Genomic DNA, 25,266 nt, shown 5'->3' on the forward strand with positions numbered 1-25,266 from the left:
CATGAGCACTATCGAACTGTCCGGATCGCAGTATCTCTACGCAAAGCCGGAGGCTCTTCATTCGCAAGACCATGCGGGACTGAACTTCGTCGACGACGGCCAGCTTCTCGCCAAGGTCGGTGCTGTCAACGCCGTGCCGTTGCTGGTTGGGGAATTCGTGCAGGCAATGCACTATTTCCCGATCGTCTTCGGCGGCCCGGAAAAGACGCCGATGGCGATCCTGGGCATGAAGGAGGGGCAGAACCTGTTCCTCAAGGACGGCAAGTTCGAAGCGGGCGTCTATGTCCCGGCCTATCTGCGCCGCTATCCCTTCACGCTCGCCGGCACCGGCACCGACGATTACGTCGTCTGCATCGATCGCAAGGCGTCCGGCTTCGTCGAGGGTGGTGAAGGCCAGCCGCTGTTCGAAAACGGCGAGCCGACCGATTTCACCAAGAACGCGATCAACTTCCTGAACGAGTTCGAGGCGGAGCGGAAGCGCTCGGCCCAGTTCGTCGAGGAGCTGATCAAGGCCGACCTGCACGAAGTGAAGCACACGCTGGCCCTCACCGCGGGTGGCGAACAGCGCGAGGTGATCGCCGACTACTACGGCGTGTCCGAAGAGCGTCTGCGTGCGCTGCCCGATGCGCAGCTGGCCGAAATGGTGCGGCAGGGTGCGGTCACCGCTATCGACGCGCATTTGCTGTCGCTCAAGCAGTGGGACGCCCTGATTGCCCGTCGCGACAATGCGAATGGTGAAAAGTTTAGTCAGGTTAAGCAGTCGTTCGGAAGAAAGAAATAAAATGTAACTTGAATGCCATACCAAAATTTCTTTTGACTGAAAGAAATCTGGTGGTCGCCAACGGAATGGCGACCACCGCGTTGTTTGCACTGGATAATTACATGATCGTTCGTTCACGCGCCCGCCTGAAGTTCTTCGCCTCGGCACCGATTTTCGGTCTGTCGCTGGCTGGGCTGGTGCCTTTGAGCGTACCTGCGTTCGCGCAGTCCTTGCCCAGCGGCGGTCAGGTTGTTGCTGGGCGGGCTACGGTACAATCAAGTGGAATGGATCTGACCGTCCGTCAGGCGACCGACAAGGCGATCATCGACTGGGACGGCTTCTCGATCGCCAAGGGGGCGACCGTGTCGTTCGAGAACGGCAAGGACGGTGCGACCCTCAATCGCGTGAAGGGCACCTCCGCCAGCGTGATCGACGGGCTGATGAAGGGTGAGGGCTCCGTCTACCTCATCAATCGGAACGGGATCGTCGTCGGCAAGACCGGCGTGATCGACGTCGGCGGCCGTTTCGTCGGTTCGACCCAGGACCTGGACAACGCCAAGTTTCTGGCCGGCGGCGACCTGGCGCTGGCCGGGGCGAGCGAAGCGCCGATCGTCAACTACGGCAAGATCGGCAGCCTGGGCGGCGACGTCGCGCTGGTCGCGGCGAAGGTGACGAACGAGGGCGAGATCAGCGCGGCCAAGGGCAGCGCCGGCCTGCTCGTGGGCTATCAGGTGCTGCTGCGCGACCAGTCGCAGTCGAACGGCAAGTTCTCCGTCGTCGTCGGCGGCGCGGGCACGTCGGCCACCAACCTGGGTGCGATCACCGCAGCCGAAGCCGAACTGCGCGCGCAGGGCGGCAACATCTATGCGCTCGCCGGCAACACCGGCGGCGTGATCAACGCCCAAGGTGTGTCCAGGAAGGATGGCCGCATCTTCCTGACCGCCGAGGGTGGCGAGGCGCGCATTTCCGGCACGCTGACCGCGCGCAAGGCGGACGGCGCGGGCGGCGCGATCGAGGCGACGGCGAAGAACGTCCTGCTCGACAGCGGCGCGTCGCTGGACGCGTCGGGCACGAGCGGCGGCACCGTGCTGGTCGGCGGCGACTGGCAGGGCGGCGCCGCCGCGGACCTGCGCATCGCGGACCACGACATCGCGCGCGCGAACGCGGTGGTGATGGCGGACACGGCGAAGATCGACGTGTCGGGCAGCGCCGGCGCGGGCGGCAAGGCCGTGCTGTGGTCGGACGACTACACCAATTTCCTGGGCACTATCGACGCCGGCGGCGCGACCGACGGCGGTCGCGTCGAAACGTCGTCGAAGGGCCTGCTGATGGCGCAGGGCTTCGTCAACGCGGCGGCCGGAACCGGCCGCGCGGGCGAATGGCTGCTCGATCCGAGCGATATCACGATCAGCACGGGCACCACGAGCAACGGAAGCTTCAACGGTGGGTCGCCGAATACGTTTACGCCGACCAATAGTGCCAGCTCCGTAGTGAATGTCGGCGCGATCAACACCAGCCTGAACGCGGGTACCAGCGTCACGGTCACGACCAACAGTACGGGCGGTGGCGCGGGCGACATCACGGTCAGCGGCGCGATTTCGAAGACGGCGGGCGGGGCGGCGGTCCTGTCGTTGCTGGCGGATCGGAACATCACCGTCGGCAGCACGATCTCGTCGACGACCGGCGCGCTGGGCGTCGTGCTCAACAGCCGTGCTTCGGGCGGTGCGGTCGGTGTCGTCAACGTCAACGCGGCGATCACGACCCTGGGCGGTGGCCTGCTGATCGGCGGCGGCGCCGGAGCGAGCGGCGAGGCGATCGGGGCGGGAAGCACCGCCGGCGTCACGATCGGGGCCGCGATCAGCACCGGCGGCGGCGCGATCAACATCATCGGCACCGGCGGCGCGGCGGCGGGTATCACCGTCAACGCGAAGGTCGATGCCGGCGGCGGCAACCTGTCGATGAAGGGTGTCTCGACGTCGGCGACGGCGATCGACGTCACCGCGACGACCGGCATCCTGACCAGCGGCACGGGCACGCTGACCCTCGACGGCACCTCGACCAGCGGGCGCGGCATCGACGTCGCGTCGACATCGTCGACCGATGCGGTCATCGGGACCGGCACCGGCAAGCTGACCCTGAAGGGCACGTCGACCAGCGAGATCGGCGTCTATGTCCGCGGCGGAAAGTTCGTGTCGACCGGCGGCGACCTGGAACTGACCGGCACGTCGCAGACGAGCATCGGCTTCTACCGCAGCAGCACGCTGGCGACCACCTTCGACGCCGGGGCGGCTTTGACCATCACGGGCAAGAGCACCAGCAGCACCGCGTCGCTGCACGGCATCCTGTCCGAAGGGCCGGGCACCTACAAGCTGAAGAGCGGCACCGGCATGGTCAAGCTGGTCGCGCAGGGCGGCGCGCTGACCGGTAATCAGAACGGCGTGACCTACACCCGCGGCGCGATGGTGTTCGGCAGCTCGGCCGGCGATTCCTCGCTGAACATCGACGCCGGCACCGGTGGCCTCGTGCTAGACGGAACCGGTACCGCCGGGGCGAGCGCCATGTCGACCTATGGCCTGGGGACGGTCATCGGCTCGAAGGGCGGGATCACGGCGACCGGCACCGGCGACATCTGGATGCGCGCGACGACGACCCAGACGGGCGCCGGCGACAGTTCGATCAGCACGACGGCGGGCGGAATCCGCTGGGGATCGTTCGTCCAGAGCGGATCGGGTTCCAGCAACCTGGGCTTCTCCGGGACGGGCGCCATCGACCTGACCGACGGCGCGGTGACCTCGACCGGCAAGCTGACTATCTCCAACGTGCCCGGCACCGCCAACAGCGCGATCGCGACGGGGAACCTGTCGTCCGCGGGCGATCTGGAGGTCAAGTCGACCGGCGGCATCACGACCGGCACGATCACGGTCAGCCCGACGAACGATTCGATATTCACAAGCTTCGGCAAGATCACGCTTAATTCGAAGGCGGGTCTGAGCACGCAGGCGATCACCACGGGGTCGAAGACCGGTAACATCGATCTGACTGCGGTCAGCGATATCAGCCTGGCGGCGATTTCGAAGACGATCACGGGAACGGTGTCGCCGAACGTGTCGACGCTGACCGTCAAGTCCGACGGCAGCATCACGATGCCGAATGCGATCGTCAGCACCGGTGGTTCGCTGAACGTCACGCTGAACAGCCGCGCCAGCGCCGCGGCGAATACGGGCATCGGCTTCATCAACGCCAGCGGCGCGATCACCACGGGGGGCGGCAACGTCATCCTGCGCGGTGGCAGCGGCGACGACATGTACGCGCGGCACAATTCGACCGCGATCGGCACCAGCGGCAAGATCACGACCACGGGTGGCAACGTGTCCATCTATGGTTCGGGCGACGACTCCGTCGGCGTCAACATCAGCTCGATCATCGAGGCCGGGGGCGGCAACATCCTGCTGGACGGCAAGTCGTCCACCGGCACCGGCATCAACCTGTCGAGCACCTCGATCACGACCAGCGGCAGCGGGACGATGACCTTCACGGGTGTGTCGACCGGCGGCACCGGCATCGATTTCCCGTTCGCAGCCGCGATCAGCACGACGGGCGCGGGCACGCTGAGCTTCACCGGCACGTCGACCAGCGGGCTGGGCATCGGCATGTATGCCGGCACGTACAGTTCGGACGGGCTCGTCGAGTTCATCGGTACGTCGACGACCGGCGGCGGCATCCTGCGCAACACGAACGACACGACGAACATCACCGGCAAGGGCGGGCTGACCCTGACCGGCAAGGTGCTGGGGCCGTTGACGTCGGGGTCGACGACTAACACCGGCATCTGGTTCGCCGGCCGCGGTGCGGTCAACCTGACGTCGACGTCGACCGACGCAGCGAAGACGCCGCTGATGAATATCACGGCGCAGAGCGACTACCTGGGCTTCATCGTCGGCGATTCCACCAACGCCGGCGCCCTGACGATCAACGCCGGCACGGGCGGGTTGAAGGTCACGACGACCGGGACCGGATCGGGCGGTTTCGGCTACAGGACGTTCACGCCCAACAGCGGCGCCCATTCGATCACCTCCGCCGGCGCGATCACCTTCAATACCTCCGCCTCGCTCCAGCACCGGGGCAATATCATACAGACGGCCGGCGGGGCGTCGACGATCCAGTCCGATGGCGCCATCTTCCTCTACGGCACGACCACGACCGAGGGCGCCGACGCGCTGACGGTCGATGCGGCGGGCAGCCTGTCGGCGACCGGCGCGATCACCGCGCAGAAGTCGCTGACGGTCAAGGCGCCGCTGGGCGTGGACGTCCTCGACCTGACGGCGAAGGCCGGTGCCATCGACGTGTCGGCCATCCGGTCGACCAATCCGCAGAATCTCAAGACCGGGGCGCTGAAGGCGACCACGACGGTCAAGGTCGACGGGAGCAAGGACGTCACGATCGGGACGATCGACGTCACCACATCGAACGGCGGTGCCATCACGGTCGCGTCGAAGGGTACGCTGCAACTCAATACCATCAATACGTCGTCGGGTACCGGCGACATCAAGCTCACCGCCGTAGCCGACCTCAATATTTTCGCGATCACGAAATCCGGCACGGGCGCGTCGACTCTGACCGTCAAGTCGGACGGTAGCGTGACGGCAGTGGGAGCGATTCAGTCCACCGCCGGGGCATTGAACGTGACGCTGAACAGCCGCGCCAGTGCCACCGGCGGCACCGGCATCGGCAATGTCGGCGTAGGCGATGCCATCACGACCCGCGGTGGCGATGTACTGATCCGCGGCGGATTGATCAGCCAGACCGACGATATGTTCGCGATCGGCGCATCCACATCGTACGGAATCGTTACCGGAAGCAACATCACGACCGCCGGCGGCAAGGTTTCCCTTTATGGCAAGAGCGGAAGCAGCGGCGTAATCGTCAATTACGCCATCGATACCACGGGCGGGTCGGGCAACATCCTGATCAAGGGCGAGGGGGGGACCAGCGAAGGCGTCCTTGTCAGCAACACTGTGCTGAATACGAGTAATGCCGCCACCATCGACCTGACCGGAACCTCGTCCAGCAGGGCGGGCGTGCGGACGGCCGACGGGGCGCAGTTCAACACGTCGAGTGCCGCGACGAGCACCGGCAATGTCACGCTGACCGGCACCTCGACCAGCGGGATCGGTTTCGAACTGGGGAGCGGAACGTACAAGTCCGATGGTGTCCTGTGGTTTACCGGTAATTCGACGAGCGGGGACGGTATCCGGTCGAATTCGTCGTCGACCCTGAACCTGACAGGGTCTGGCGGACTGAAGCTGATCGGATCGACGCGGGGAGGCACCGCCGTCGCTCTCAATTTTTATGGATCGGGAGACGTCAACCTGACGTCGACGTCTGCCAGCGCCACGCCGGAAATGACCATCGAGGGTGATGGTTATGCGTACGACACGTATTTCAGCGGAAAGCTGACGGTGAATGCCGGCAAGGGCGGGCTTACCATCACGGGTAAGAACGCGAATAATTCGATCCTCATGACCAACGCCGCCACGAAGTTGAAATCCGATGGGATTATCACGATCGATGGTGCAAAAACCGTAGATATAAAAGGCTCTATCGAGCAGTCCGCCGGTTCCGGCTTGGGTACCGATTCGACGATAAAGAGCGGTTCTAGTTTATATATTGGCGGAAATGTTACGCAGTCGAATGGAAAGCTGTCCATAATAGGCGGAAACGGCGACTTAACTTTAAAATCGACTGTTTCAGCCTCATCAGATTTAACTGTTAAATCAGGCATTGGCATTGTTGCGGACTTCGATCTTATCACCGGTGGCAAGATCAGTGTCGATGCGGCGGGTCCTTTATCTGCACGAGACATTATTCAAAACGGGGCAAGCGGTGAAAATTCCGTAAAGTCCGGCTCGGCGATGACTTTGCGGAGTGTATCGCTGTCAACCAAGGATTTGACGACCATAGCGTCGCAAGGTTCGGCAGCGATCAGCACGATCAAGACCCAGGGCGCGGGTGACATATCGCTCAAGAGTGTTTCGAACCTCGTCATACCGACAATTCTGAAGGAGACTGCAACGGGTGCGTCGACCCTGACGCTCGCGTCCGACGGAAACGTGTCCACTGGTACGTCGACGACATATGACAATACGATCAAGAGCACCGCCGGTGCCTTGAACGTCATCTTCAAGAGCAGGGCGGCTGGCGCGGCGTCGGGTACCGTCACGATCGCGAAGCAGGTCACGACCGCCGGCGGCAACATCACGATCCGTGGTGGTTCGGCCGATCTCGTGACGCCGAACGATCCGACCGCCGCGTCGTCGAACTTCGTCGATACGCTGACCGCGCAGGGGACGATCGTCAGCGCCGATGGCCAGTATCTGAACGCCGGCGGCGGCAGTATCACCATTTATGGCTATAATCCGGGCAATGCCGGGTTCAGCGCGGTCGGAAATTATCAGGTTACCGGCACTGGCAACCTGAACATCTATGGTCTTGGCGGTACCGGCGGGACCAATAACTATTCTGGCGTGGCAATCGCTGGGAATAACAGCCTGACGGCCGCGTCGGGCAGCGTTAATATTTATGGCTATTCGCAAACTGCTGGATATGGCGTCGCCCTTGTCGGTGGTTCGCTGGCCAAGTCCACTTCGAATGCCGTAAACATCTTCGGCACATCGACCGGCGGTGACGGGGTAAGGATCACGTCGACCGTTTCGACGCCGATCGTCAGTGCCGGTACCGACGTGTCGTTGCGCGGTGTTGGCACCAACGGCGTGTCGGTCCTGGGCAAGATCAGCGGCCAGACCTTCGCCGGCTATGGCCGCACCAAGAATCTATCGGATACGACGACCAGCGGCATCGTGCTGACCAGCACAGCGTCGGTGCCGTCGTCGATCGTCACCACGGGCAAGATCGACCTGACCGGCGAGGGCTATACCGGCATCACCACGACGGGCGACGCCGCCTTCGCGATCGGCGACAGCACGACCACCGGTGCCGTGACGCTCACCGCCAACAAGATGGTGCTGCGCAGCGGCAGCAACGTCGCGGCGTTCAAGACGACCGGCAAGCTGCTGTTCACCTCGCTGCTGAACGGGTCGCTGACGGTCGACGCCGATATCCTGGCCGCGACCAACGCCATCACGAGCACCGCGACCGGAGGGCCTTCGGTCGTTCAGTTCGGTGACAGCAACGCGACCTCGCTGACGTTCAAGTCGGTCAGCGGCTACAACAGTTTCGCGCGGTCGATCACCCTGGGGTCGAGCGCGATCCTGACGCTGGCCGATGGCGGCGGCGGCGGGATGACCGCGAAGACGGTGGTGTTCGCAGGACCGGCGGTCGTCACCCAGTCGGTCGACCTGAACGCGCTGAAGCTGACGGGCGAGGCGAAGGACGTTCTGCTGACGCGATCGGGCAACCAGATCGCCGAAATCGACACCCTGAAGGTGTCGAACACCATGTCGTTGCTCAGCAACGGCTCGCTCAACTTCAGCGGGACCAACGAATTCGGCACCGCGACGCTGCGCACGACCAGCGACCTGACGATCAACGCCAACGCCACGCTTAAGGCGACCGGCACCGATTCGATCGCGCCGCTGCAGCTCGTGACCGCGACCAAGTTCATCAACAACGGCGGCGCCGCGGCGCTGTCGGCGCCGGCGGGGCGCTGGCTGGTGTGGTCGCAGGATCCGGCGCTCGACACCGTCGGCGGGCTGGCGAAGAACTTCATCCAATATGGCGCGGCCTACGGCGCCAACCGGCCTGCGTCGCAGACCGGCAACGGATTGCTCTATTCGATCTCGCCCAGCGTGACGGTGTCGCTGACCGGCACCTTCTCGCGCGATTACGACGCCACGGACGTCGCCAACCTGGCGCAGGCCAATTACAGCTACACCGGGCTGCTCAACGGCGACACGGCGACCGCCTATTCGACCGCGACCTTCGATACGAAGAACGTCGGGACCGGCAAGACGATAACCGCCAAGGACGTGTCGCTGGTCACGCGCAACGGTAGCGTCCGCATCTACGGCTACCAGGTCGCGAACGACACGATCACCGGCGCGATCGGCACGATCACGCCGAAGGTGCTGAGCTCCGGGTTCAACGGCCTGATCAGCAAGGTCTATGACGGTGGAACGACGGCCACGGTCACATCCGCCAATTTCCAGCTGACCGGCGTCATCGGCAGCGATACCGTGTCGCTGACCGGCGGGACCGGAGCGTATGACACCAAGAACGCCGGTGTCGCCAAGACGGTCACCGTCACCGGTCTGTCGCTGACTGGCGCCGACGCCGCCAACTACACCGTGGCGTCGAGCGTCTCGGCCCAGGTCGGCGTCATCACCGCCAAGACGCTGACGGCGAGCGTCGGCCCAATTTTCAGCAAGACCTACGACGGGTCGACACTTTTCACCCTCCCTTCAAATAGCATCGGACTTACCGGCGTCGTCACTGGCGACACCGTCTCGGTCAGTTCGGGCGCAGTCGCTACCTACGCGAACAAGAATGTCGGCACCCAAAAGCGGGTCGATATTGCTGGTATTACGCTGACCGGAACGGATTTCGCCAACTATACGGTGTCGAATTCGCTGACCGCGACCAACGGCACGATTACCGCCAAGGCGCTGACGCTCGGGCTGACCGGCACCCTGTCCAAGACCTATGACGGGTCGGCGACGGCGAGCCTGACGTCTGCGAACTACAGCCTGTCGGGCATCGTCGGCAGCGACGCGGTCGCGCTGGGCGTGGGTTCGGCGGCGTATAACGACAAGAATGCCGGCACCGGCAAGGCGGTCACCGCCACGGGTCTGACTCTGACCGGTGCGGATGCGGCCAACTATTCGGTCGTCTCCAGCGTGTCGGGCAACATCGGCACGATCACGGCCAAGACGCTGACAGCTAGCCTGGCCGTGTCTACGACAAAGACATATGACGGCGGTACGACGGTAACAATTGGTACAAGTGGCGTCACGCTCACTGGCGTGGTCAATAGTGATGTGGTCGCCGCCTTGGGGCCAAGTGGCGGAACTGCAGTCTATGCCGACAAGAACGTCGGTACGGGGAAGGCAGTTACAGTCAGCGGCCTCACCTTATCGGGTGCAGATGCGGCGAATTATATTTTAGCGTCGACTTCGGTTAGTGGCCAAGGCACGATCACGGCCAAGACGCTGACGGCGAGCGTCAGCAGCAGCTTCAGCAAGACCTATGACGGCTCCACCGTGGCCAATCTGGCGGCCGGCGATTTCTCGCTGACCGGCGTTATCGGTTCCGACACCGTCACGACCGGATCGGGCGCATCCGCGAGCTATGCGAACAAGAATGCCGGCACCAACAAGACTGTGACGGTCAGCGGCATCGTCCTGTCGGGAACGGATGCGGGCAACTACACCGTCGCGAATTCGCTGACCGCGACCAACGGCGTCATCACTGCGAAGGCGTTGACGCTGGCCCTGACCGGCACGGCGTCCAAGACCTATGACGGGTTGGCGACCGCTACCCTGTCGGCATCGAACTACAACCTGTCCGGCAAAGTCGGCAGCGACACGGTCACGCTGAGCGCGGGATCGGCGTCGTATGCCGACAAGAACGCCGGCACCGGCAAGACGGTCACCGCCACGGGTCTGACCCTGACTGGTACCGACGCGGCGAACTATTCGATCGTCTCCAGCGTGTCGGGCAACATCGGCACGATCACGGCCAAGACGCTGACGGTCGGCCTGGCGAGCCTGAACAAGACCTATGACGGCTTGCGGACGGTGACACTGGCGGCGGGCGACATTTCCATGTCCGGCAGGATCGGCAGCGATACCGTCGACCTGGGCACCAGCGCCACCGCCACCTTTGTCGACAAGAACGCCGGCACCGGCAAGTCGGTGACGGTCAGCGGCCTCAGCCTGACGGGCGCCGACGCGGCGAACTACGCGCTGTCGGCAACGACGCTGACCGGGACGGGCACGATCACGGCGAAGGCCCTGTCGCTCGCGCTGACCGGCAGCGTCAGCAAGGTCTATGATGGCACGACGACGGCGGCGCTGACGTCCGCCAACTATGCCCTGACGGGCGTGGTGACCGGCGACGCAGCGACCTTGGCGGCGGGGACCGCGGTCTTCGCCAACAAGAACGCCGGCTCCGGCAAGGGGATCAGCGTTTCCGGCATCTCGCTGACCGGGGCGGATGCGCGCAACTACACGCTGGCGACGACGGCGTCGGGCTTCATCGGGAACATTTCCCGTGCGGAACTGAAGCTCAATCCCGTCACGGACACCAAGGTATACGACGGAACCAACAGTTCGTCGAAGACGGTCCAGACAGTAGGCCTGATCGCGGGCGACACCGTGACCGCCACCCAGGTCTTCGCCAGCAGCGATGCGGGTTCGCATGTCGTGACGGTCACGGGATACAATATCTCCGATGGAGCCGGCGGCGGAAACTATACCGTTTCGACCAATTCCGGTACCGCAGTTACGGGGACGATCTCGAAGCGCGATATCACCGCGACCGTCAACGCCGACGACAAGATCTATGATCGAACCACCGGCGCCACCGGGTCGATCACGCTGGCCAATACCATCCTGACCGACGACGTGCATGGAACGGGCGGGCAGCTTGCGTTCCTCGACCGGAATGCCGGTGCGGGCAAGGCGGTGACGGCCAGCGGCTGGACCCTGTCCGGCAACAATGCGAGCAATTACAACCTCACCACGATCACGAACGGGGTCGCGACCATCAGCCGCGCGGCGGTGACGCTGACCGCGGCCGACGACAGCAAGATCTATGACGGAACGACCGACTCGACCGGAACGGTCACGGCGACCGGACTGATCACGGGCGATACGCTCGCATCGTCGGTTCAGGCGTTCGCGAACAAGAATGCGGGCAGCCGCGCGCTGAAGGTCGGGAACTACACGATCGACGACGGCAATGGCGGCGGCAACTATGTGGTCACGCTCGTCGACGGCACCGGCACGATCTCGCGCAAGGAACTGACCGGCGCACTCACCGGCACGGTCAGCAAGATCTACGACGGGACGGATAGCGCGACGGTCAGCGGAGCGAACCTGACGGGCGTCGTGCGCGGCGATCTCGTCACACTGTCGAGCACCAGTGCCACCTTCTCGGACAAGAATGCCGGCACCGACAAGACGGTGACCCTGACGGGCATGAGCCTGGGCGGGACGGATGCCGCCAACTACAGCCTTCTGTCGACCACCGCCTCGGCCGATATCGGCGCGATCATCGCGCGTTCGGTGATGGTCGGCGTCTCGGGTCTCGGCGCGAAGACCTATGATCGCACGACGACCCCTGAGCGCGAGCCAGCTCGGTTCGCTCGTCTTCACCGCGGCGGACGGCGATGCGGCGACCCAGGCGCTGTTGTCTGCGGACAATGTCTCGCTTCTGACCACCGGCGTCACGGGCGTGCTGGCGGATGCCAATGCGGGCACGGCCAAGGGTGTCACCCTGTCGGGCTATTCGCTGAGCAACAACAGCGCCGGCAATTATGTGCTGACGTCGAACGCAGTGACGGGTCTGGCGGATGTCGCGCGGGCCGCGCTGACGCTGACGGCGGCAAACGACAGCCGGACCTATGACGGCACGACCGCGTCGGTCGGTACGGTGAGCATTGCCGGCCTGGTGACCGGCGACAGCGTGACGGCCACCCAGCGTTTCGACAACAAGGACGCCGGTACCCGCGCCCTGGTCATCGATGGCTATACCATCAGCGATGGCAACGGCGGGGCCAACTATGCGGTGACCGCCGTCAACGGGACCGGCACCATCGCGAAGCGGACCGTCTCGACGGTCATGACCGCCAACAACAAGGTTTATGACGGCACGACCACGGCGACCGGAACCTTCGCAGCGCTCAGCAATGTGGTGACCGGCGACTCGGTCGGTGTCACCGCCACGCTCAATTTCGACACGCGCAATGCCGGCACGGCCAAGGCGGTGACGGCGACGAATGCAAGCCTGACCGGTTCGGACATGCGGAACTACTCGTTGGCGACGATCGCCGACGGGATCGCCGATATCACGAAGGCCGCGCTGACTCTTCGGGCGTCGACCGATGGTCGTCAGTATGACGGTTCGACCGACTCGATCGGGCTGGTGACCGCAGTGGGGCTGATCGGCAGCGACAGCGCGAGTGCGACCCAATCGTTCGACCTCAAGGATGCCGGCGCCCGGACGCTTCGCGTCAATTCGGGTTATGTCATCGACGATGGCAATGGCGGCAACAATTATGCCGTCACGCTCCAGACCGCGGCAGGCCTGATCTCCAAGCGCGTGCTGACGACGACCGTCACGGTCGATACCAAGGAATATGACGGCACGACGGCTGCCACGGGCACCTTCGGCAGTCTGAGCAACGTCGTGACGAACGACACGGTCACGCTGTCGGGCGGCACGCTCAATTTCGCCGATCGCAACGTCGGTACCGGCAAGACCGTCGCCATCACCGGCGCGGTCCTAAGCGGGACGGACGCTGCCAACTATGTGCTGAGCAGCCTGGGCACCGGGACCGGCGCGATCACGGCCAAGGCCCTGACGCTGAGCGCCGTCGCCGATACCAAGACCTATGACGGAAACAGCCGTTCGGCCGGGACCGTTCAGACCGTCGGGCTCGTGACGGGCGACGCGGTGATCGCGACGCAGGCGTTCGATGCGAAGACTGCGGGCAGCCGCACGCTTCAGGTCGACACCTATTCGGTCGCCGACGGCAATGGCGGCGCCAACTATGTGGTGACCCTCGGCGCGACGGCTGTCGGTACGATCACGAAGAAGGTGCTGAGCGCCGACGTGACCGCCAACGACAAGGTCTACGACGGCACGACCACCGCGAGCGGTACGATCAACGGCCTGACCGGTGTCGTGACCGGCGACACGGTCTCGGTCGACCTGTCCACCGGCGTCCTCGCCTTCCTCAACCGCGATGCCGGGAACGGCAAGGCCGTCACGGTCGGCGGTCTCACGCTTTCGGGCACGGATTCGGACAATTACCAGCTGGGCGCGACGGCCAGCGGGTCCGCGAACATCACGAAGGCGTCGCTGACCCTGACCGCGAGTGCCGACAGCAAGGTCTATGACGGTACGCGCACGTCGAACGGAACCGTGACGGTGACGGGCCTGGTGGGGGGCGACACCGCCACCGCGACCCAGGCCTTCGCGACCAAGAACGCCGGCTCGCAGGCGCTGAGCGCGGATAGCTGGACGATCAGCGACGGCAACGGCGGCGGCAATTACCTCGTCACCAAGTCCGACGCGGTCGGATCGATCTCGCAAAAGTCCATCACGGGCCAGCTGACGGGTACGATCAGCAAGGTCTACGACGGCACGGATACGGCTGTGCTGGCGGGGACCAACCTCGACGGCATCATTGCCGGTGACGTGGTCACCGTGTCGGCAACCAGTGCGCTCTATGCCGACAAGGACCGCGGTACGAACAAGACGGTGACGGCGTCGGGCATGACGCTTGGCGGCGCCGATGCGGGCAATTATGCGCTGCAGTCGACGACGGCATCGGCCGCTATCGGCACCATTCTCGCACGACAGGTCGCCGTCACCACGAGCGGCAGCGCTGCCAAGACCTATGACGGTCTGAACAGCATCACGGCAGCGCAGCTGGGTACGCTCGGCTTCGTTCTGGCCGATGGCGATACCGCGACCCAGGCCCTGCTGACGCAGGATAACGTGCAGGTCGGGACGTCCGGCGTGACGGGCGTGCTGGGCAACCGCAACGCGGGCGACGGCAAGAGCGTTACCCTTTCGGGCTATGTGCTGACCAACGACGCCGCGGGCAATTACAGCCTCGGCAACAGCACGGTCCTGGGCTCCGCCGACGTTACCAAGGCGGTGCTGACGCTGACGGCGAGCGCCGACAGCAAGACCTATGACGGAACGCGTGAGTCGGCCGGCGTGGTCACGATCGGCGGGCTGGTCGCCGGCGATACCGCAGAGGCGACGCAAGCCTTCGCCAGCAAGAACGCGGGCAACCGCGATCTCAGCGCGAACAGCTGGACGATCACGGACGGCAATGGCGGCGGCAACTATACCGTCACCAAGGTCGATGCGGCCGGCACGATCACGCAAAAGGTCCTGACGGGCCAGATCAGCGGCACCTTCAGCAAGGTGTACGACGGCACGGACACCGCCACCTTGACGAATGCGTCGCTTGACGGTGTCGTTCGTGGCGACGACGTCACGGTGTCGAGCACCGGCGCGAGCTATTCGGACAAGAATGCCGGGACCAACAAGGCTGTCACCATCTCGGGCATGAGCCTGAGCGGCACGGATGCGGCCAACTACGCGCTGAGCACCAATGCGGCGTCGGCGAACACCGGTACGATCCTGGCGCGGACGGTCACGATCGACGTGTCGGGCCGGGGTTCGCGGACCTATGATGGCACCACCACGCTGAGCGCGAGCCAGCTCGGCGCGCTGGTCTTCACCGCGGCGAGCGGGGATACGGCGACCCAGACGCTGATGAGTGCGGATGGGGTCACCCTCGACACCGCGGCCATCACGGGGACGCTGGCCGATCGCAACGCCGGCACCGGCAAGGGCATGACCCTGTCGGGCTATACGCTGAACGGCAACACGCTCGGCAATTATGTGCTGGCCTCCGGCACGGTCGGCGGCCTTGCGAATATCGGTCGTGCGACGCTGGTCCTGACGGCTGCGAACGAAAACAAGACCTATGACGGTTCGATTGTCTCGACCGGTACGGTCGCCGTCACGGGCCTGCAGACCGGCGACACCGTCGCCGACGCGACCCAGGTGTTCTCCAACCGCAACGCCGGCAGCCGCGCGCTGCAGGTGACCAGCTACACCCTCGACGACGGGAACGGTGGGGCGAACTACATCGTCCAGCGGGTCGACGGTTCGGGCACGATCTTGCAGCGCCAGCTGAGCGTCACCGTGACCGCCAACAACAAGGTCTATGACGGTACGATCGCGGCGACCGGCGTCTTCGGGGCTCTGCAGAACAAGGTCGTGGGCGATAGTGTTGGCGTCACCGCCGACCTGTCCTTCGCCGATCGCCATGCGGGGAACGGCAAGACCGTCACGGCGTCCAACATCATCCTGGGCGGTTCCGATGCCGCCAATTACACGCTGACGAGCATCGCCGACAGCGTCGCGAACATCACCAAGGCGTCGCTGGCGCTGACGGCGGTGACCGATGTGCGCCAGTATGACGGCTTGCGGACATCGACCGGTGTCGTGACGGGAACGGGGCTGATCGGCAGCGACAGCTTCACGGCGACCCAGTCGTTCGCCGACAAGAACGTCGGCAGCCGCGCGCTCAGCGTCGATGCCGGCTATACGGTCAACGACGGCAACGGTGGCAACAACTATGTGGTCACGCTGGTGGGGGCCACCGGCGCCATCACGCAGCGTGTGCTGACCACTTCGATCACCGTCGATACCAAGGAATATGACGGCACCACGGCGGCGACCGGCACGTTCGGGTCGTTGCAGAACGTCGTGACCGGCGAGACGGTCACGCTGTCGGGCGGCACGCTGGCCTTTGTCAACCGCAATGCGGGGACGGGCAAGGCGGTCAATATTTCCGGCGCCACGCTGGCTGGAACCGACGCTGCCAATTACGTCCTGAGCTCGGTCGGCAGCGGCACTGGCACGATCACGCAGAAGGCGGTCGTCCTGAACGCGGTCGCCGACACGAAGGTCTATGACGGCCTGACCGCCTCCACGGCGCAGGTGCAGGCGGTCGGCCTGATCGCGGGCGACGTGGTCAGCGCGACCCAGTCGTTCGATGCCAAGACGGCGGGGGATCACACGCTGGCCGTCGATGGCGGCTGGGCGATCGCGGACGGCAACGGCGGCAACAACTATGTCGTCACGATCGGCAGCACCGCCTTCGGCACGATCACGAAGAAGGTTCTTCAGGCGAATGCGACCGTCGACGACAAGACCTATGACGGCACTACCGCCGCCACTGGGTCCGCGACCGGTCTCTCCGGCGTGGTCGGTGCGGACGCCGTCAACCTGGGCGGAACCGGCGTGTTTGCCTTCGTCGACCGCAACGCCGGCAACGGCAAGTCGGTCACGGTCAGCGGCATGACGCTGACCGGCGCCGACGCCGACAACTACAGCCTTGCCTCGATGTCGACCGGTACGGCAAACATCGCAAAGGCGACGCTGACGCTGACCGCAGTCACCGACAGCAAGGTCTATGACGGCAACACGTCGTCGACGGGCCAGGTCACCTACTCCGGCCTGGTGACCGGCGATACGATCAGCGATCTGACGCAGGCGTTCGACAGCAAGGCTGCGGGCAGCCGATTGCTGGGCGCGAACGCCTGGACGCTCAATGACGGCAATGCCGGCGGCAACTATGTGGTGACCAAGGTCTATGCGGCCGGGTCGATCGGGCAGAGGCTGCTGACTGGCCAGCTGAGCGGCAGCGTGACCAAGGTCTACGACGGTACGACGGTCGCGACGCTGCTGCCGACGAACCTGTTGGGCGTCGTCGCGGGTGACGCGGTGACGGTCAACACCACCAGTGCGAACTATGCCGACCAGAATGTCGGCACGGGCAAGCTGGTTACGGTGTCGGGCATGTCGCTGAGCGGCGCGGACGCGGACAATTACGTGCTGCAAAGCACCGCGACGTCCGCGAATGTCGGTGAGATCACCGCACGCCAGATCGTCGTCAGCACGACCGGCCTGGGTGCGAAGACCTATGACGGCACCGCCGTGCTGGCCTCCAACCAGCTCGGCACGCTGGTCTTCCGCGCGGCGGACGGCGATACGGCGACGCAGACGTTGATGGCCGCCGACGGCGTGACGCTCAACGCTACCGGCGTCACCGGTGCGCTGGCCGATCGCAATGCCGGCACCGGCAAGGGCGTGACGCTGACGGGCTATACGCTCGATGGCAATTCGCTCGGCAACTATGTGCTGTCGACCAACAGCATCGGCGGTCTGGCCAATGTCGCACGAGCGGCCCTGACGCTGAGCGCGGTCAGCGACAGCAAGACCTATGAAGGCACGCGTACCTCGGCCGGCACGGTCGTAATCAGCGGGCTGATCGGCAGCGACACCGCCACGGCGGTCCAGACGTTCGACAGCCGCAACGCCGGTGATCGCGTGCTGCAGGTCAGCAACTATGCCATCACCGACGGCAATGGCGGCGGCAACTATATCGTCACGCTACAGGATGCGCTGGGCACGATCGCCAAGCGCGAACTGTCCGCGGCGGTGATTGTCGCCGACAAGGTCTATGACGGTACGCGCGCCGCCACCGGCACGTTCGGCACGCTTCAGAACGCTATCGCCGGCGACAGCGTCGACGCCACGGCGACGATGACCTTCGCCGATCGCAACGTCGGTGCGAGCAAGCTGGTCACGATCAGCGGTGTCACGCTGACGGGCGCCGACGCAGGCAACTACACCTTGCTGCCGATCGCCAGCACCGCGACCGCGTCGATCACGAAGGCCGCCCTATCGCTGACGGCGACCACCGATGTCCGTCAGTATGACGGCACGAGGGACTCGTCCGCTGCGGTCCGGGCCCTCGGTCTGGTGGCCGGTGACAGCTTCACCGCGACGCAGACGTTCGCCGACAAGAACGCCGGTAGCCGGGCACTGCGCGTCGACGCCGGATACACGGTCAACGACGGCAATGGTGGCAACAACTATGCGGTGACTTTGGTCGACGCCACGGGTGCGATCACGCAGCGCGTGGTGACCACCGCGGTCACGGTCGACACCAAGGAGTATGATGGGACGACGGCGGCGACCGGCACGTTCGGTACGCTGCAGAATGTCCTGTCGAACGAGACGGTGACGCTGTCGGGGGGTGCGCTGGCGTTCGCCAACCGCAATGCGGGGACAGGCAAGACCGTCACCGTTTCCGGCGCCACGTTGGCCGGGGCCGATTCGGCGAACTACGTGCTGAGCACGATCGCCAACGGGACGGGCACGATCACGCAAAAGGCGCTGGTCCTGAACGCGGTCGCCGATACCAAGGTCTATGACAACACCGCCGCCTCCACGGCGCTGGTGCAGTCGGTCGGCCTGATCGCGGGCGACGTGGTCAGCGCGACCCAGTCGTTCGACGGCAAGAATGCCGGCGCTCGCACGCTGACCGTCGATGGCGGCTGGGCGATCGCGGATGGCAACGGCGGCAACAACTATGCCGTCACCATCGGCAACACGGCGGCCGGCACGATCACGCCGAAGACCATTCAGGCGAATGCGACCGTCAGCAACAAGACCTATGACGGCACCACCGTGGCGACCGGAACCATCACCGGCCTGGTCGGCGTGATCTCCGGCAACAGCGTCACGACGGATGGCACCGGCACGTTCGCCTTCGTCGATCGCAACGCGGGTGCCGGAAAGACGGTCACGGTCAGCGGTGTCACGCTGACGGGGGCCGATGCCGGCAACTACACGGTCGCGTCGATCGCGAATGGCACCGCCGATATCGCCAAGGCGACGCTGACGCTGACAGCGGCGGCGGACAGCAAGACCTATGACGCGACCCGATCGTCGAGCGGGATCGTTACGGCCAGCGGCCTGGTCGGAAGCGACACCATCGCCGATGTCACCCAGACGTTCGACAGCAAGAATGCGGGCGGCCGCGTGCTGAGCGCCAGTGCCTGGACGGTCTCCGATGGCAACGGCGGCAACAACTACACGGTGGTGAAGGTCAACGCCGTCGGCTCGATCACGCAGAAGCTGCTGACCGGCCAGCTCGTCGGAACGGTCAGCAAGACCTATGACGGCACCGACACGGCGACGCTGAACGCGGCCAATGTGGACGGCATCATCGCCGGCGACGTGGTGACGGTGTCGAGCACCGGCGCGACCTATACGGACAAGAATGCCGGCACGGGCAAGACCGTGACGGTGTCCGGCCTGGCGCTGGCGGGGACGGATGCGGCGAACTATGCGCTGCAATCGACGTCGGCGCAGGCGGCGATCGGCACGATCCTGGCCCGTCAGATCACGGCCAGCACCACGGGCGCTGCCGCCCGGACCTACGACGGTTCGACCAACCTGACGGCCGCCCAACTCGGCGCGCTCAGCTTCGTGCTGGCAGGCGGGGACAGCGCAACGCAGGCCCTGCTCACCAGCGATGGCGTGAGTGCGGATGTGAGCGGCGTCACCGGCACGCTGGCGGATCGCAATGCCGGCAACGGCAAGAGCGTGACGCTGACCGGCTTTGGTCTGACCAACAACGGCCTCGGCAACTATGTCCTCGCCAACACAACGACCCAGGGTGTCGCCGACATCGCCAAGGCGACGCTGACGCTGACCGCGGTTGCGGACAGCAAGGAATATGACGGCACCATGTCGTCGAGCGGCGTGGTGACGGACAGCGGCCTTGTCGGCGGCGACACGATCAGTGGCGTCACCCAGGCGTTCGACACCAAGAACGCGGGTAACCGCGTGCTGAGCGCCAATGCCTGGACGATCAACGACGGGAACGGTGGCAACAACTATTCGGTGGTGAAGGCCAATGCGGCCGGCACCATCACCAAGAAGTTGCTGAGCGGTCAGCTCTCGGGTGCCGTGTCCAAGGTCTATGACGGAACGACGACGGCGACCCTGCTGCCGACCAACCTGCTGGGCGTGATCGCCGGGGATGTCCTGACCGTCACGACCACCGGCGCGGACTTCGCCGACAAGAACGTCGGCACGAATAAGCTGGTGACGGTGTCGGGCATCGCGCTGAACGGCGTGGATGCGGGCAACTATTTGCTCCAGAGCACGTCCGCCTCGGCGAATGTCGGTGAGATCACCGCACGCCAGATCGTCGTCAGCACGACCGGCCTGGGTGCGAAGACCTATGACGGCACCGCCGTGCTGGGCAGCAATCAGCTCGGCACGCTGGTCTTCCGCGCGGCGGACGGCGATACGGCGACGCAGGCGCTGATGGTTGCCGACGGTGTGACGCTCGACGCTACGGGTGCCACCGGTGCGCTGGCCGATCGCAATGCCGGCACAGGCAAGGGCGTGACGCTGACGGGCTATGCGCTCGACGGCAATTCGCTCGGCAACTATGTCCTGACCTCCGCCACGACGATGGGTCTCGCGGACGTGGCCCGGGCGCAGCTGACGCTGTCGGCCGTCACGGACAGCAAGGTGTACGACGGCACGTCGGTTTCCAGCGGGACGGTTGCCGTCACCGGCCTGGTATCCGGCGACACGGTCGCCGCGACCCAGGCGTTCGACAGCCGCAACGCCGGATCGCGCCTGTTGCAGGTCGGCGGCGTCACCGTCTCCGACGGCAATGGCGGCGGCAACTATGTCGTGACGCTCCGGGATGCCGCCGGTGATATCGCCAAGCGCGACCTGACCACCTCGGTTTCCGTCAATGACAAGATCTATGACGGCACCACGGTCGCCACCGGCACCATCAGCCCGTTGCAGAACGTCATCTCGGGGGACGACGTGTCGGTTTCGGTCGCAATGGCGTTCGCCGACCGGAATGCCGGCGCGAACAAGACGGTCAATCTCGGCACGGGCGTGCTGTCGGGCCTGAGCGCGGCGAACTACAACCTCGTCGCACTGCCGAGCACGACGACCGCGTCGATCGCGAAGGCGGCGCTGGCACTCACCGCCGTCACCGATATCCGTCAGTATGACGGGACCACCACCTCGACCGGCGTCGTTCTCGCGAACGGTCTGGTCGCCGGCGACAGCGTCACCGCCAGCCAGCTCTTCGACGGCAAGAATGCCGGCGCGCGGACGCTGCGGGTCGCTTCGGGCTACGCGATCACCGACGGGAACGGCGGCAACAACTATGCGGTGACATTGGTCGACACGACGGGTGCCATCACGCAGCGCGTGCTGACCACCACGGTCACCGTCGATACCAAGACCTATGACGGCACCACCGCGGCGACCGGTAGTTTCGGCGCACTTCAGAATGTGGTGACGGGCGAGACGGTCACGCTGTCGGGCGGCACGCTGGCGTTCGCCGATCGCAATGCCGGCGTCGGCAAGGCGGTCAATGTCACCGGCGCGACGCTGGGCGGGACGGATGCTGCCAACTATGTGCTGGACACGACCGGTAACGGAACGGGCACGATCACGCGCAAGGCCCTGGCGCTGAACGCCGTGGCCGACAGCAAGGCCTATGACGGCACGACCGCCTCGACCGCGCGGGTGCAGGCGACCGGCCTGGTCGCCGGCGACGTGGTCAACGCGACCCAATCGTTCGACGGCAAGAACGCCGGCAGTCGCCTGCTGACGGTCGACGGTGGCTGGTCGGTCGCCGATGGCAATGGCGGCGACAACTACGTCGTCAGCATCGGCAATTCGGTCGCAGGCGTCATCAACCGCAGGGAACTGCAAGTCGCATCGAGCGTCGCGAACAAGGTCTATGATGGTACGACGGCTGCCACCGGCACCGTCACCGGCCTGTCCGGGGTGCTCGCTGGCGACAGCGTCACCGCGAGTGGCGCCGGGGCGTTCGCCTTCGTCGATCGCAACGCCGGCGTGGGCAAGTCGGTCGCCGTCAGCGGGCTGACGCTGGCGGGTGCGGATGCGGACAACTACGTGCTCGGCGCCATCGCCAACGGCACCGCCACCATCGCCAAGGCGACGCTGACCATGACGGCCTCCGCGGACGCCAAGGTCTATGACGGCACCGCCGGTTCGGTCGGTCAGGTCGCGATCAGCGGGCTTATCGGCAACGATACGGCAAGCGCCACCCAAGCCTTCAGCAGCAAGAATGCGGGTAGCCGGACGATCCTGGCCGACAGCTGGACCGTCAACGACGGCAACGACGGCGGAAACTACGCCATCGTGCGGATCGCCGCCGCCGGGTCCATCACGCAGAAGATGCTGACGGGCCAGCTCACCGGAACGGTCAGCAAGGTGTACGACGGTACGACCGCCGCCACCGTGCTGCCGGTCAACCTCGACGGCGTGGTCGCGGGCGATGCCCTGACGCTCACCCTGACGGGGGCGAGCTACGCCGACCGCAACGTCGGTACCGGCAAGCGGGTCACCGTCACCGGCATGGCGCTGGTGGGCGCGGATGCGGACAACTATGTCCTGATGTCGAACAGCGCGGCGGCCGATGTCGGCGCGATTACGCCGCGGGCGGTGGCGGTCGTCGGCTCGGGTCGTGGCGTGAAGACCTATGACGGTAGCACGCTCCTGGATCACAGGCAGTTGGGAACGTTGACGTTCGTCGCAGCGGACGGCGATACCGCGACCCAGGCGATGATGGCCGCGGACGGCGTCGTGCTCGACACCTCCGGCATCACCGGCACGCTGGCGGATCGCAATGCCGGTAGCGGCAAGAGCGTCGACCTCACGGGCTATGCGCTCAGTGGCAACACGCTCGGCAACTACGAACTGGTCAATCAGTCGGTCCGTGGCGTCGCGAACGTCGGACGGGCGCAACTGACGCTGGTCGCAACGGGCGGAGACAAGGTGTATGACGGCACGGTGACCGCCTCGGGCACCGTCCAGATCAGTGGTCTGATCTCGGGTGATACCGCGACGGCGGAGCAGGCCTATGACAGCAAGAACGCCGGCAACCGCACCGTTGGCGTGACCGGCTGGACGGTTAGCGACGGCAATGGCGGGTTCAACTATGATATCGCCAGGGTCGGGGCCGCCGGCACCATCGCGCAAAAGCAGATCTCGGTTCAGCTGTCCGGTATCGTCACGAAGACCTATGACGGAAACACGGGCGCGGAACTGCCGTTCATCACGCTCCAGGATATCATCGCGGGCGACCTGGTGGGCGTATCGGGCGGACGTGCGACCTACGACAATCGTAATGTCGGTACCGGCAAGCGAATTTCCGTGTCGGACATCGTCATGAACGGCGCGGATGCGGGCAACTATACCATGTCCGGCGGCACGTTCACGGCGGACGTCGGCGTCATCACGCCGCGTGACATCGTCGTCATCATGGCGAACGCGTCGAAGGTCATGGGCCAGGCCGATCCCTCGTTCGGCTATACGGTGGGAGGCGCCGGCCTGGTCGCAGGCGACGTCCTTACCGGCGCGGCGATGCGCGATGCCGGGGAAACGGCCGGTGCCTACACCATCAGACACGGTGACCTGACGCCAAGTGCCAATTACTCCGTCACTTTCGTGAACGGCGTCCTGAGCATCACCGCTGACAGCACCGGCGGTGGCTCGAACACCGGCGGTGGCTCGAACACCGGCGGCGGCTCGAACACGGGCGGTGGCTCGAACACCGGCGGCGGCTCGAACACCGGTGGTGGCTCGAACACTGGTGGTGGCTCGAACACCGGCGGCGGCTCGAACACCGGCGGTGGCTCGAACACCGGCGGCGGCTCGAACACCGGCGGCGGCTCGAACACCGGTGGTGGCTCGAACACGGGCGGCGGCTCGAACACGGGCGGTGGCTCGAACACCGGCGGCGGCTCGAACACCGGTGGTGGCTCGAACACCGGCGGCGGCTCGAACACCGGTGGTGGCTCGAACACGGGCGGTGGCTCGAACACCGGTGGTGGCTCGAACACCGGCGGTGGCTCGAACACCGGTGGCGGCACCAACGCTGGCGGTGGTTCCAACAATGGTGGTACCGGTCCGGTCACGCAGGAAATTCGGGAGCAGGCTGGAACTCTCGGAAATCAGTTGCCCCCGATCGTTCGCGTCGACCCGAATACGACGAGCGGGTTCGGTTCCTCCGTGAACTCGTGGCTTAACGGCTCCTCCGGGACGTTTGGGCAGGGCGGGACCGGAACCGGGGGTGGGACCGGAGGTCAGATCTCGGGCACCGGCTCGACCTATACGTCGTACCAGGGTGCAGGCACCGGAACCCAGGGTGCAACTGGAGGCCAAACCGCGGGCATCGGATCGCCCTCGTACCAGGGTGCTGGTACCGGTAATCAGGGTGGCAGCATTTCGGGCCAGAGCGGTAACGCGCAAGGCACGGGTGGAACTACGCTGGGCCAGAGCGGGAGCGCACAGGGGCAGGGCGGTAACGCCTCTGGAAAGGGCGGCGTCAACAGCCAGAACGGCACCGGCACCGGCCAGAGCGGCAGCGGCACCGGCCAGAGCGGCAGCGATAACGGCCAGAACGGCAATGGCAATGGCCAGAACGGCAACGGCAACGGCAACGGCCAGAACGGCAATGGCCAGAATGGCGGTTCCCAAGGTGGCGACGGTCAGGGGCAGGGGGGAGATACCTCTGAACGGAAGGACGTCGATCAGGTCTGCGCTACCGGGTCGGACAGCCAAGACAATTGCGTGCCGACCAAGGGCTTCGCGCTGCCCTACCCGACGAACAGGGTCATCACTCCGACGATCCGGTTCTTTCAGCCCTGACCGGTTGAAATAGCTCCCGCGCCGCTAGGAACAGGCCCGCTCGAAGGGCGATGACTGGCGGCGGCGGGGGCTATCGACGGGGACGGTTTCGGACGTCGCAGGATGCGTGAAACGCGTCGCAGCGTCTGATCGGTGGAAAGCGATCAACGGTGTCGTGGCGCCGGCTATGGGTCGGTTGGCGCGACCCGTTGTCGGCGGTGTCGGCGTTGTGGGTCGCC

Annotated in this window: 2 protein-coding genes and 1 pseudogene; all 3 read left to right on the forward strand. The window is 65.3% G+C overall.

What is annotated here, in order from left to right; all coding sequences use genetic code 11:
* Position 1 precedes the first annotated feature (1 nt).
* Positions 2-781 (forward strand): SapC family protein, encoded by a 780-nt coding sequence (locus ACFSC3_RS12145; protein WP_380940701.1) that lies wholly within the window; start codon positions 2-4, stop codon positions 779-781.
* A gap of 263 nt (positions 782-1,044) precedes the next feature.
* Positions 1,045-11,790, forward strand: a pseudogene (locus tag ACFSC3_RS12150) (YDG domain-containing protein); the annotation flags it as partial.
* A 250-nt stretch (positions 11,791-12,040) separates the two neighbouring features.
* Positions 12,041-25,048, forward strand: a complete 13,008-nt coding sequence (locus ACFSC3_RS12155; protein WP_380940702.1) for a beta strand repeat-containing protein — start codon at positions 12,041-12,043, stop codon at positions 25,046-25,048.
* Positions 25,049-25,266 lie beyond the last annotated feature (218 nt).

This window comes from Sphingomonas floccifaciens (assembly GCF_042681125.1).
Lineage (GTDB): Bacteria > Pseudomonadota > Alphaproteobacteria > Sphingomonadales > Sphingomonadaceae > Sphingomonas > Sphingomonas floccifaciens.

Coding starts and splice junctions, on each gene's coding strand:
- ACFSC3_RS12145 (WP_380940701.1), top strand. CDS start 2: ATGAGCACTATCGAACTGTCCGGATCGCAGTATCTCTACGCAAAGCCG.
- ACFSC3_RS12155 (WP_380940702.1), top strand. CDS start 12,041: ATGATCGCACGACGACCCCTGAGCGCGAGCCAGCTCGGTTCGCTCGTC.